The sequence below is a fragment of the Aeromonas sp. sif2416 genome, from assembly GCF_019218665.1.
Lineage (GTDB): Bacteria > Pseudomonadota > Gammaproteobacteria > Enterobacterales > Aeromonadaceae > Aeromonas > Aeromonas encheleia.
On record NZ_JAHUXC010000003.1, the window covers coordinates 291,752 to 304,041 of the forward strand.

A 12,290-nucleotide genomic window follows, 5' to 3' on the forward strand; every position below is an offset into this window, starting at 1 on the left:
GGCTATTGATGTTGTCCTACAGCATTATTCAAGCGGATGATATTGCTGCTGGTGGGGAAACTACAGATAATTGACTGCCATAGTTCCAGGGCAACTTTTTGTTCTGGCAATCGATGATCATGAATGTAGTGGCTCATTACACCTTTAAGGCTATGGCCCGAGATAATCTCGATTACATGGGGGGCTATGCCTGCTGCAGTGAGATGGGTGGCAAGGGAACGCCGCAGATCATGAAATGTCCAGTGGGGTGTGTGGCCAAGCCGTACAGATAGTTTGTGGCCATAAGAGGAGACAGTGTTCGATTTTTTTTGTTGGCCAAGCAGATAGTGAGTCTTGTCCTGCTTCGCTTTGGTTATGAGTTCGGCTATCACAGGCTTAATCTGTTCTGGTATGGCACGAACAATCTTGCGGCCCGTTTTGGAGTGCTCGTTCGGTACAGTCCATATCCCTGCAGACAAGTCCCATTCCGTAATATGCGATTCACGTACTTCTTGAGTTCTGGAGCCGAAAGTGAGTAGTAGGAGGGCCAACATACGGTAATAGCTATTGGAAGAGGTTTGTTTGCTCCAGTCTATAAGTGAGTGTATTTCAGCCATGCTCAACACCCGGTCTCGTTTTCCACCTCTTTTACCTACATCCGCAATGGTCAGGTCACTGAGAGCATCAGAGACAGCATAGCGCCGAACACGGCAATACTTCAGCGCCTGTTTTGAGATCTGGAAGAGCATGCCAGACGAGACTGGGGCGTGTTTGCTACATTCATCAAATACAGTCAGCCAGTGTCTGGTTTCACAATCAACCAGTGGCAGGTCGCCGATCTTGGGGAAGACCCATTTTTGGAATAGAAGCCGTATTTTTGGGGGATTTTTTCTGTTCTGGGTCGCGTAGGTATCTAGCCAGTAACAGATAGCATCTTTTACCGTAACAGGCCTTAGCCGCTCTTCCTTGGCTAGCTTGAGCATAATCGCCGGATTGTGGCCTGCGGCTAGCCATCCTTTGCACTGCTCCGTTTTTCGCCTGGCTTCCTCAAGGTCGATCCCCGCAATGTTGTTCGTGAACTTCCCAAGGGTGACTTCGAGATTCTTTCCACCGAAGCGATAGCGGAAAACAAAGCTCACTTTTCCAGTCGGATGCCAAAAAGCGTTAAGCCCATCACCACGATCCACTTTCCGAATCGGCTTGGTGCCATCGTGTTTGGTGCCAAGCATTTTTCTGAGCGCAGTGATCCCTAATGCCATTTCAAAACCCCACTAAACCCCATAAGAAACCCCACATAAGCATCCATAATTGACATCACAACCTATCACAAGATAGGACAATGTTTCTCGATGAACCTTATATATCATGTGGTTTTAGTAGGCAAGGTGGGTTTTCGTTGGACGTAGCGAAACGTTAGTTGATGTCTTCGATGGAGAACTCGCCAGCGGTGCCATCACAGGAGATGGCGAAGCCACCGCTGAAACGGGTACTGAACTGGATCAGGAAGGAATCGTCATCCTGCTCTTGCGGGGGCAGGTTGATGGGTTTGCTACGACGCAGGGGTTTGTGTGTTTGTATGGTTTTCATCATGGTACTTCTCTATATAAATTAAGTAATTGCTCCTTGTTTTGGCAAATGTAGGTCGATGGGCGCGGTCAGCTCATGTGGCAAACAAGCACGCAGGAATACCCAGCCCGGTCAAGGGCGTCTGCACTATCAAGGAATATGCGGATGCATAGTTCAAATTGGGTGGGCAGATCGGGTCTGCACCGTGAGAGCCGGGCAACGCAGGCAGACAGCCTGACGGTTCTCAAGGCGAGTAAATCAGAGGGAGGTTATGCGGGTACTGGCTGGATTCATCCGAAGGTGAAGCATTGCAGGGGTAACATAAACAGGGCTGATCAACTAGCCGGGGCGCATTCTCGCCTCGCGATGGATAAAAAGCAACCTGTATTTGGCAGAAATTTAGCCACAGGCCCTGATGTTCTGGCCAGCGCAAGAAAAAAGTGCACCCGGTGAGAGCCCTTTTCGTTGATACATGGGATGTACTGCAGTGGATCAGTAGCTGCCGCTGGCCTGCTTGGCCGCGGTGATCCACTGGCGTGATGGTCATGTTCCTGCCATGACTTTGCCGCTTGGCCTCGCGGGCATTTGATATGAAAAAGGGCTCCCGGTGGGAGCCCTTTTTGTTGATACATGGGATGTATCGCCGTGGATCAGTAGCTACCGCTGGCCTGCTTGGCCGCGGTGATCCACTGGCGTGATGGTCATGTTCCTGCTATGACTTTGCCGTTTGGCCTCGCGGGCATTTGATATGAAAAAGGGCTCCTGTTAGGAGCCCTTTTCGTTGATACATGGGATGTACTGCAGTGGATCAGTAGCTGCCGCTGGCCTTCTTGGCCGCGGTGATCATCGGGGTGATGGTCATGCCCTGTACCACGATGGAGAACATCACCACCGAGTAGGTCATCACCAGGATCACCTCCCGCAGATCGACACCCTGCTCCGGCAGCACCATGACGCCGGAGGGCAGCGCCAGCGCCATGGCCATGGCCAGGCCACCGCGCAGGCCGCCCCAGGTCAGGATACGGATGGAGAAGGTGTTGTAGCTGCGGAAACGGCGGAAGGCGACGTAGGGCAGGGACACGCTGATGAAGCGGGCGGCCAGGCAGAGCGGCACCGCGATGACCAGCAGGATCCAGTCTTGCCAGGCGAGATCCAGCAGCACCAGTGCCAGGCCGATCAGCAGGAACAGCAGGGCGTTGAGGAACTGATCCATCAACTCCCAGAAGTGATCCAGGTGGTGGCGGCTCTGCTCGGAGAAGCCGGACTGGCGGGTCCAGTTGCCGATCATGATGCCGGTGACCACCATGGCCAGGGCGCCGGAGACGCCGATCATGTTGGCGAAGGCGAAGCCCGCGGTCGGGATGCAGAGCGTCAGCAGCAGCTCGAGGGAGCCGTCGTCGGTGGCGCTGATCATCACGTGGGCGATGAGGCCCAGCACGGCGCCGAACAGGATGCCGCCGAGGGCCTCATGCAGGAACAGACCGGCCACGCTGCTGAAGGTCGGCTCGACCCCGCCAAAGGCCACGGCAAACACGGTGGCGAAGATCACCAGGCCGACGCCGTCGTTGAACAGGGATTCCCCCTCGATCTGGATGGCGATCTGGGGTGGCGCCTTCATCTTCTTGACGATGGCCAGCACGGCGATGGGGTCGGTGGGGGAGATCAAGGCACCGAACAGCATGCAATAGACCAGCGGCAGCTCCCAGCCCAGCAGCTTGGCGATGAACCAGAAGCCATAGCCGATGATGAAGGTGGAGAGCAGGGTCGCCACTATGGAGAGAATGGTGATCTCCCACTTCTGGCTACGCAATGCCTTCAGATTGATGCCGAGGCCGCCGGCGAACAGCAGGAAGCCCAGGATCCCCTTCAGCAGGAAATTCTGGAAATCGATGCTCTCCATGGTCTCGATGGCCAGAGGTTCCAGATTGAACCAACCCAACTTACCAAACAGCACCATCAGCGCGGAGATCAGCATGGATCCTGCGGTGATGGCGATGGTGGTCTGGATCTTCACAACATACTGGTTGGCAAAGGCGATGAAGATCGCCAGCGCTGCCAAGAAACAGAGTGTGTAGTAGACGCTCATAGTTATTTTTCTCTTTAGTAAACAGCAAGCACGTGTCCGAATTAAGGACGGGCATAGGGTACTCCCGGCTCAGGGTGCACTCATTACCTATTTATGGTTATATTTAATCATCGCTACGGACAGATAGACGGCTAGATTTCCATTTAATTTGTTTGCTGCTAGGATGGGCGACGCGCAGTTGCATGGATGTAAGAGGATCGAGCGGTGTCGAGCATAAAGTCGGACATAAAGAAGAAACTGGAAGCCTGTCTCAGGGAGCGGATCCTGATCATCGACGGTGCCATGGGCACCATGATCCAGGGCTACAAGCTGGGTGAGGCGGACTATCGCGGTGCGCGTTTTGCCGATTGGCATACCGACATCAAGGGCAACAACGATCTGCTGGTGCTGACCCGACCCGGGGTGATCCGCGAGATCCACGATCAATATTGCGCCGCCGGGGCCGACATCCTCGAGACCAACACCTTCAACGCCACCCGTATCGCCATGGCCGATTACGAGATGGAAGCCTTCTCCGCCGAGATCAACCGCGAGGCCGCCCGTCTCGCTCGCGCCGTCGCCGACGACTGGACCGCCAAAGAGCCCCACAAGCCGCGCTTCGTGGCCGGGGTGCTGGGCCCCACCAACCGCACCGCCTCCATCTCGCCGGACGTCAACGATCCGGGCAAGCGCAACGTCACCTATGACCAGCTGGTGGCCGCCTACACGGAATCGACCCATGCCCTGATCGAGGGCGGCGCCGACCTCATATTGATCGAGACCATCTTCGATACCCTCAACGCCAAGGCCGCCGCCTTCGCGGTGGAAGGGGTGTTCGAGGAGCTGGGTTATGCGCTGCCGGTGATGATCTCCGGCACCATCACCGATGCCTCGGGTCGCACCCTCTCCGGCCAGACCACGGAAGCCTTCTACCATTCCCTGCGCCACGTCAAACCGCTGTCGTTCGGCCTCAACTGTGCGCTCGGCCCGGATGAGCTGCGCCAGTACGTGGAGGAGCTGTCGCGCATCAGCGAGAGCCATGTCAGCGCCCACCCCAACGCCGGTCTGCCCAACGCCTTCGGCGAGTACGATCTGGATGCGGGCGAGATGGCGGAGCACATCCGCGAGTGGGCCCAGAGCGGCTTCCTGAACCTGGTGGGGGGCTGCTGCGGCACCACCCCGACCCACATCCGCGCCATGGCGGACGCCGTGGCGGGCATCCGACCGCGCGCCCTGCCCGAGCTGCCGGTGGCCTGCCGGCTCTCCGGCCTCGAGCCGCTGATCATCACCGCGGACTCCATGTTCGTGAACGTGGGGGAGCGCACCAACGTCACCGGCTCGGCCAAGTTCAAGCGGCTGATCAAGGAGGGGCTCTACGACGAGGCCCTGGACGTGGCCAAGCAGCAGGTCGAGAGCGGCGCCCAGATCATCGACATCAACATGGACGAGGGGATGCTGGACGCCGAGGCGGCCATGGTGCGTTTCCTCAACCTGATCGCCGGCGAGCCGGACATCGCCCGAGTGCCGGTGATGATCGACTCCTCCAAGTGGGAGGTGCTGGAGGCGGGCCTCAAGTGCGTGCAGGGCAAGCCGGTGGTCAACTCCATCTCCATGAAGGAGGGGGAGGAGAAGTTCATTCAGCAGGCCAAACTGCTGCGTCGCTACGGCGCCGCCGTCATCGTGATGGCGTTCGACGAGGTGGGCCAGGCCGATACCCGCGCCCGCAAGTTCGAGATCTGCCAGCGCGCCTACCGCATCCTGGTGGACAGGGTCGGCTTCCCGCCGGAAGACATCATCTTCGATCCCAACATCTTCGCCGTCGCCACCGGCATCGACGAGCACAACAACTACGCGGTGGACTTCATCGAGGCGGTGAAGGACATCAAGGACAACCTGCCTCACGCCATGATCTCCGGCGGCGTCTCCAACGTCTCCTTCTCCTTCCGTGGCAACGAGCCGGTGCGCGAGGCCATTCACGCCGTCTTCCTCTACCACGCCATCCAGAACGGCATGGACATGGGGATAGTCAACGCCGGTCAGCTCGCCATCTACGAAGACATCCCGGCGGAGTTGAAAGAGAAAGTCATCGCCGTGGTGCTCAACCTCAACGACAACGCCACCGAGGATCTGCTGGCCATCGCCGAGAAGTATCGCGGCGCCGGGGCCCAGGCCGAGGATCCGCGGGATCAGGAGTGGCGCTGCTGGCCGGTGGGCAAGCGGCTGGAGCATGCCCTGGTCAAGGGCATCACCGACTTCATCGAAGAGGACACCGAGGAGGCGCGGGCAGGGGCCGAGAAGCCGCTGCACGTCATCGAGGGGCCGCTGATGGACGGCATGAACGTGGTCGGCGATCTGTTCGGTGCGGGCAAGATGTTCCTGCCCCAGGTGGTGAAGTCGGCTCGCGTCATGAAGCGGGCGGTGGCCTACCTGCAGCCCTATATCGAACAGGAGAAGGAGGGGGGATCCAGCAACGGCAAGATAGTGATGGCCACGGTGAAGGGGGACGTGCACGACATCGGCAAGAACATCGTCGGCGTGGTGTTGCAGTGCAACAACTACGAGATCGTCGATCTCGGGGTCATGGTCTCCTGCGAGAAGATCCTCAAAACCGCCAGGGAAGTGAATGCCGACATGATCGGATTGTCCGGCCTTATCACCCCTTCCCTCGACGAGATGGTGCACGTGGCCAAGGAGATGGAGCGTCAGGGGTTTACACTGCCGCTGCTGATCGGTGGCGCCACCACCTCCAAGGCGCACACCGCGGTCAAGATAGAGCAGAACTACTCCGAACCCGTGGTCTATGTGTCGAACGCATCGCGGGCGGTCGGGGTGGCCCAGAGCCTGCTCAATCCCGAGCTCAAGCCCGCCTTCGTGGCCCGCATCGACAAGGAGTACGAGATAGCCCGGGAGCAGCACGCCCGCAAGCAACCGAGATCCAAGCCGGTCAGCCTGGCCCATGCCCGCGCCAACCGCCAGCAGTTGGACTGGGTCGGCTATCAGCCGCCAGCCCCCCGCGAGCCTGGCGTGCAGACCTTCGAAGACGTGCCCGTCTCGGTGCTGCGCCCCTACATCGACTGGACGCCCTTCTTCCTGAGCTGGGAGTTGGCGGGCAAGTATCCGCGCATCCTGGAGGACGATGTCGTCGGTGAGGAGGCGACCAAGCTGTTTGCCGATGCCAACGCCATGCTGGATCAGCTCGAGCGCGATGGCAGCGTGCGCTGCGCCGGCATCATAGGCCTGTTCCCGGCCAACGGCGTCGGTGACAGCATCGAGGTCTATACCGACGAATCGCGCACCGAGGTGCGCAAGGTGTTGCACCACCTGCGCCAGCAGAGCGAGAAGCAGGGCTTCCCCAACTACTGCCTGGCGGACTATGTGGCGCCGAAAGAGAGCGGCAAGCCGGACTGGATCGGCGCCTTTGCCGTGACCGGCGGCATCGGCGAGGAGGCCATCGCCAACGCCTACAAGGCCCAGCATGATGATTTCAATGCCATTCTGGTGCAGGCGGTGTGCGACCGCCTGGCGGAAGCCTTCGCCGAGTACCTGCACGAGCAGGTGCGCAAGCGGCACTGGGGTTATGCCCAAGATGAGGCCCTCAGCAACGAGGAGCTCATTCGCGAGAACTATCAGGGCATACGCCCGGCCCCCGGCTACCCGGCCTGCCCTGAGCACACCGAGAAGGGCAGCATCTGGGAGCTGCTGGGCGTCGAGCAGGCCATCGGCATGCAGCTGACCGAATCCTACGCCATGTGGCCGGGGGCGGCGGTGTCCGGCTGGTACTTCTCCCATCCCGACAGCAAGTACTTTGCGGTGGCGCAGATCCAGCAGGATCAGGTCGAAGACTACGCCCAGCGCAAGGGCATGAGCCTGGCCGAGGCCGAGCGCTGGCTGGGGCCTAACCTGAGTTGAACAGGGTGCGCCCTGGTGGCGCACCTCCTGCAGAGCAGGATTGGCCGAGACCAAACCTGAATTGAGGTCGTTATGAAGATTGGATTCGTCGGCCTGGGGGCCGTGGTGGAGACCGCCTATCTGCCGGCGTTGCAGACCCTGGCGCCCGATGTCGCCTTGTGGGGATTCGATCCGGCGCGCTCCCTGCCCGGGGTGATCCCGGTGCCGAGCCTGGAGGCGCTGCTGGCGCTGCCGCTCGATCGGCTGGTCATCGCCACCCCCTCCCTGCTGCATCTGCCCGTGCTGGAGCTGGCGCTGGCCAGTGCAGTGCCGATCATCCTGGTGGAGAAGCCCGTGGTGGCCAGCCTGAGCCAGCACTACAGCCTGCAGGCGCGGCTGGCCGATCCCGCGCAGGCAAGCCGGGTGCTGGCGCTGGATCACTGGATGGCCCGCGCCGCGGTGCAACGGCTGTTGAGCGGCACGCTGGGGACCGACTGGCAGCCGCTGACTGGCGAGGGCCAGATCCTTCCGGCGACCATAGATGATGTCAGCGCGGTGGAAGGCTTTCTGCTGGAACCCTGCGGGATCGATGCGCAGGGGCGGCCCTTCGCTCTCAACTTCGCGACGGGGGAGCCGGATCAGCGGGAGTTTCGCCATCCGGACGGGGTCATCCTCGACATAGGTACCCATGTGCTGGCCATGATCCGCGAGCTGCTGGTGGCTCTCGGCGGGGACGACCGCCTGCAACTGGCCGCCTCCGAGGTCTGCGATCGGCTGGGTCAGCCCATCCTGCAGGGGGATCTGCACAGCGCCGAAGGGCGAGCCTGCCTGCGGGGGGAGGCGGCCGGGGTGCCGCTGACGCTTTGGCTCGACAAGTACGCCGGCCCCGGCATAGAGCGCAAGGGGCTCTGCCTGCATCTCAAGGATGGCCGTCGCATCGAGCTGTTTCGCAGCGGTAACCAGGAGTGGCTGCACCATCACGACCAGGGCATGGTGCATCGCTGGCAGCACTTGGGGCCGCTCTATCGCGACTGCATCGCCGAGACCCTGCTGGCGCCTCTTCCCGCCAATGGATGGCAGGGGACCACGGCCCGCCGCCTGCAGGAGGTGGGCTTGCTGCTCGAGGTGCAACAGCTGCTGCGCGGCCCTCATTGAATCTGTTTTAGGGCGATCTTGCAGAAAGACACATGGTGAGGGGAAAGGATTGGCGTTGCCAGACGTTCATGGCACCTTATACTCTCCAGTCCGATTATCAGGTCTGCCATTTCCATGAATATTGCCATTTTATCCCGCGAGCCCAACAACTACTCCACCCGCCGCCTGGTCGAGGTGGCACGGGCCCGTGGTCATCAGGTCGAGGTGCTCGACACCCTGCGCTGCTACATGAACATCGCCTCCCACAGCCCCTCCATTCATTACGAAGGACGGGAGCTGGAGAGCTATGACGCCGTGATCCCGCGCATCGGCGCCAGCATCACCTTCTACGGCACCGCCGTGCTGCGTCAGTTCGAGATGATGAACACCATGGCCCTCAACAGCTCGGTGGCCATCTCCCGCTCCCGCGACAAGCTGCGCGCCATGCAACTGCTCTCCCGCCACGGCATAGGCCTGCCCATCACCGGCTATGCCCACAGCACCCACGACGTGCCGGATCTCATCACCATGGTGGGCGGGGCGCCGCTGGTGGTGAAGCTGCTGGAGGGGACCCAGGGGATAGGGGTGGTACTGTGCGAGACCCAGAAGGCCGCCGAGAGCGTGATCGAGGCCTTCATCCAGACCAATAACAACATCCTGGTGCAGGAGTATATCCGCGAGGCGAACGGTGCCGACATCCGCTGCCTGGTGGTCAACGGCAAGGTGGTCGCGGCCATGCGTCGTCAGGCCCAGCCGGGGGAGTTTCGCTCCAACCTGCACCGTGGCGGCACCGCCGAGGCGATCAAGATCAGCCCGGAAGAGCGGGCGACCGCGGTGCAGGCCGCCAAGATCATGGGGCTGGACGTGGCTGGGGTGGACATACTGCGCAGCGCCCGCGGCCCGCTGGTGCTGGAGGTGAACTCCTCGCCGGGCCTGCAGGGGGTGGAGGCGGCCTCCGGCAAGGACGTGGCGGGCAAGATCATCGACTTCCTGGAGCTCAAGGCGAGTCGCAAGCACAAGCCGGCCGAGTGACGACGGTGACCAGGGATGATTGGAACTGACAAGGCGCCTTCGGGCGCCTTGTCGTTTCTAGCCTTAGCCGCCCGGGGAGGAGGGGTTGGGGAGCTGGGATGGGGTGGCCAGCATCTCCAGCCTGGCGCTGAAGAGGCCCCCTTCCAGCCGGGTGGCGATCCGCCAGCCCAGCTTCTCGCAAATGCGCTGGATGATGGTCAGGCCGCAGCCGTAGCCGAGGATCTGATCCGGCGCCGCCGCGGTGGGATTGCTGATGGTGAGGGTCTGCCCTGCGAGCGTGATCTCGATGTGGCCATCGGCGTAGCTGAGGGCATTCTTGAGCAGGTTGCCGAGGGCGATGGCGAGCAGGGAGAGCGGGGCCTGCACCTCGCTCTGCTCGTCGAGGCTGAGTCGGATGTCCAGGCTTTCCCGTTGCAACAGGGGGGCGAGCCGAGCCAGCTCCCGCCGGATCAGCGGCGCCACCCGTTGCGGGGGGCGTTCGACCGCCTCCTTGCGCCCCAGCAGCAGGAAGGTCTCGGTGAGCAGTGCCATCTCGTCGCTGGCGGCGCGGATGCGGCTGGCCGCCCGGGCGGCGGGGGCGGGCAAGTCCGCCACCTTGCCGAGCAGGGCGGCGGAGCCCTGGATCACCATGTTGGGGGTGCGCAGCTCGTGACTGGCGAAGCGGCTGAACTCCTGCTCGCGGGCGAACACCGCAGCCACCTCCTGCTTGCCTGCCAGCAGCGCCAGCTCGATCTCCCGCAGCTCCTGCCAGGGGGCGTCCGGCACGAAGTCCGCCTGATCCGGGGTGAGGTGGGCGACCCGCTGACGCAGCCGCTCGAGCGGCCGGGTGATGTGGCGCACCAGCCAGATGCCGAATGCGATGCAGCCCAGCAGCAGGGCCAGGCCGATCAAGCGGGTGACCAGATGCAGCTTGTCTTCGTAAGGGTCCAGATAGTCGTCGGCGTCATCGTTGAACACCAGATAGAGCAGGCCCTGGCCCGAGGGGTGGGGCCGCACCAGGAAGTGCTTGTCCTCCTTGCCGAGCTGGTGCTCGAAGAAGCCAGGGCTCTGGTAGGCCTTGAGCCAGGCGGGCAGGCGACCGTGCTCGGTCCAGTAGCTGGAGAATTGACGCGGGCTGGGTGCCGGGGCCGCGGTGCCGAGCCGCAGCCAGTCGTCGTTGTAGCGGGTCACCTCCGCCTCCAGCCAGTGGCGCAGGCTCAGCTCCTCCATCTTGTCCTCTGCCACCACCATCAGCAGGCTGAGGATCACCAGCAGCAGCAGCCCGGCCCCGCCCAGCGCCAGGATCAGCCGGCGACGCAGACTGGGCAGCGTCATGGCGCCCACCTTGCGCCCGTCCGCAGCACTGACAGACCCAGGCCAGCCAGCGAGGGGTGAGGCCAGTTCGGCAGACTCATGGGGTCACCAGCCGGTAACCCTGACCGTGCAGGGTCTCCAGCATGGGGGTGGGGAAGGGCTTGTCCAGCGCGTTGCGCAGGGCATAGATGTGACTGCGCAGGGCATCGGAGTCGGGCTCCTCATCCCCCCAGACGGTGTCGAGCACCTCCTGGCGGCTGACCAGGGCCGGGGCCCGGCGGGTGAGCAGGGTCAGGATCCGGAACGGGATCTTGCCGAGTTTCAACTCGACGCCGGCACGGCTGGCGCGGCCTGCGGCGGGATCCACCTCCAGCTCGCCGAAGCGAAGCGCCCCCAGATCGGTGCGGGGGCCGCGCAGGGCCAGCGCCTGCAGCCTGACCTCCAGCTCCTCCATGGCGAACGGCTTGACCAGGTAGTCATCGCCGCCGGCGCGAAAGCCGGCCAGCTTGTCGTCCAGGCCATCGCGGGCGGTGAGAAACAGCACGGGTGTCGCAATGCCGTCGGCCCGCAGCTGCTCGACGGTACGCAGGCCATCGAGGCGCGGCATCATCACATCCATGATGATGACGTCGAAGCGCTGCTCCGCCAGCAACTGCAGGGCGGCCTGGCCGTGATAGGCACAGTCCAGCCGGTGCCCCGCCAGCTCCAGATAATCCATGATGGTTTCCGCGACCTGGGGATTGTCTTCCACCACCAGTATTTTCATGTTCTGATCTCCTGGTTTCGACCGATATTTCACGGTTATTTCACAGCGGATACGCCATCCTGTGTGCCAGTGTAACCCCGAGGATCCCCGATGAAGAAGCCTCTCTGTGCTCTCCTGCTGCTCATCTTGCTGCCATTTGGCACTGTGCAGTCGGCCGAGTTCAAGCTGACCGGCCGCACCACCTGGCAACTGGGCCAGCTGATGGTCAACGGCATCCCCTTCGCGATCGACGGCCAGACCCGCTTCAAGGATGGGCTGAGTGAAGACGATCTCGGGGGCAGCTGGGTCGATCTGGAAGGGGTCGTGCAGGGGGAGCAGCGGCTGATCCGTGAGGTGGAGGCGCTGGAAGAAAAAGACCAGATGGAGCTGGAAGGACCTGTGGCCCAAGGGCGGATCTGGGGCTATGTCACCTCGGACGACAGCCTGGCGCCGTTCGAAGGGCGCTGGCTGGAGCTGGAGTGCCGGTTCGATGGCATGCGCCTGAGCCACTGCCGCGAAGATGATTGAGGCGCCCGCAGCAGCGCCGACCGGAAAAAGTGCCCATCCAGGCCCATAGTTAAACCTCAT

The 12,290-nt window shown here is 62.0% G+C and carries 9 protein-coding genes; 4 read left to right on the top strand and 5 right to left on the bottom strand.

Annotated features, from left to right (window positions below):
* Positions 1-2: 2 nt before the first annotated feature.
* The 3 genes from KW821_RS07595 to KW821_RS07605 all read right to left on the bottom strand — a co-directional run bounded on the left by KW821_RS07595 (position 3) and on the right by KW821_RS07605 (position 3,631).
* The gene (locus KW821_RS07595; protein WP_218291005.1) at positions 3-1,238 is read right to left on the bottom strand and encodes a site-specific integrase; all 1,236 of its coding nucleotides are present in this window, start codon (positions 1,236-1,238) and stop codon (positions 3-5) included.
* Positions 1,239-1,392: 154 nt separating this feature from the next.
* Positions 1,393-1,566, bottom strand: coding sequence for a hypothetical protein (locus tag KW821_RS07600; RefSeq protein WP_218291234.1), 174 nt, complete (start codon positions 1,564-1,566; stop codon positions 1,393-1,395).
* A 787-nt stretch (positions 1,567-2,353) separates the two neighbouring features.
* Complete coding sequence (locus KW821_RS07605; protein WP_218291006.1) at positions 2,354-3,631, bottom strand: sodium:proton antiporter; 1,278 nt, start codon at positions 3,629-3,631, stop codon at positions 2,354-2,356.
* Positions 3,632-3,835: 204 nt separating this feature from the next.
* Between KW821_RS07605 and metH the strand changes: the two genes are divergently transcribed.
* The 3 genes from metH to rimK all read left to right on the top strand — a co-directional run bounded on the left by metH (position 3,836) and on the right by rimK (position 9,664).
* Positions 3,836-7,519 (top strand): methionine synthase, encoded by a 3,684-nt coding sequence (gene metH / locus KW821_RS07610; RefSeq protein ID WP_218291007.1) that lies wholly within the window; start codon positions 3,836-3,838, stop codon positions 7,517-7,519.
* Between the two features lie 72 nt (positions 7,520-7,591).
* The gene (locus KW821_RS07615; RefSeq protein ID WP_218291008.1) at positions 7,592-8,653 is read left to right on the top strand and encodes an oxidoreductase; all 1,062 of its coding nucleotides are present in this window, start codon (positions 7,592-7,594) and stop codon (positions 8,651-8,653) included.
* 114 nt (positions 8,654-8,767) lie between these two features.
* Entirely contained in the window at positions 8,768-9,664 is an 897-nt protein-coding gene (rimK, locus tag KW821_RS07620) for a 30S ribosomal protein S6--L-glutamate ligase (protein WP_033131517.1), read from the top strand.
* Positions 9,665-9,727: 63 nt separating this feature from the next.
* Here rimK and KW821_RS07625 read toward each other — a convergent pair whose 3' ends face one another.
* Positions 9,728-10,978, bottom strand: a complete 1,251-nt coding sequence (locus tag KW821_RS07625; RefSeq protein ID WP_218291009.1) for a HAMP domain-containing sensor histidine kinase — start codon at positions 10,976-10,978, stop codon at positions 9,728-9,730.
* Positions 10,979-11,054: 76 nt separating this feature from the next.
* A complete protein-coding gene (locus KW821_RS07630; RefSeq protein WP_218291010.1) occupies positions 11,055-11,723 on the bottom strand; it encodes a response regulator transcription factor in 669 nt (222 codons plus the stop codon).
* Positions 11,724-11,813: 90 nt separating this feature from the next.
* Between KW821_RS07630 and KW821_RS07635 the strand changes: the two genes are divergently transcribed.
* Positions 11,814-12,230, top strand: coding sequence for a hypothetical protein (locus tag KW821_RS07635; RefSeq protein ID WP_218291011.1), 417 nt, complete (start codon positions 11,814-11,816; stop codon positions 12,228-12,230).
* Positions 12,231-12,290: the final 60 nt, after the last annotated feature.

Coding starts and splice junctions, on each gene's coding strand:
- KW821_RS07625 (WP_218291009.1), bottom strand. CDS start 10,978: ATGACGCTGCCCAGTCTGCGTCGCCGGCTGATCCTGGCGCTGGGCGGG.
- KW821_RS07635 (WP_218291011.1), top strand. CDS start 11,814: ATGAAGAAGCCTCTCTGTGCTCTCCTGCTGCTCATCTTGCTGCCATTT.
- KW821_RS07615 (WP_218291008.1), top strand. CDS start 7,592: ATGAAGATTGGATTCGTCGGCCTGGGGGCCGTGGTGGAGACCGCCTAT.
- KW821_RS07600 (WP_218291234.1), bottom strand. CDS start 1,566: ATGAAAACCATACAAACACACAAACCCCTGCGTCGTAGCAAACCCATC.
- rimK (WP_033131517.1), top strand. CDS start 8,768: ATGAATATTGCCATTTTATCCCGCGAGCCCAACAACTACTCCACCCGC.
- KW821_RS07630 (WP_218291010.1), bottom strand. CDS start 11,723: ATGAAAATACTGGTGGTGGAAGACAATCCCCAGGTCGCGGAAACCATC.
- KW821_RS07595 (WP_218291005.1), bottom strand. CDS start 1,238: ATGGCATTAGGGATCACTGCGCTCAGAAAAATGCTTGGCACCAAACAC.
- KW821_RS07605 (WP_218291006.1), bottom strand. CDS start 3,631: ATGAGCGTCTACTACACACTCTGTTTCTTGGCAGCGCTGGCGATCTTC.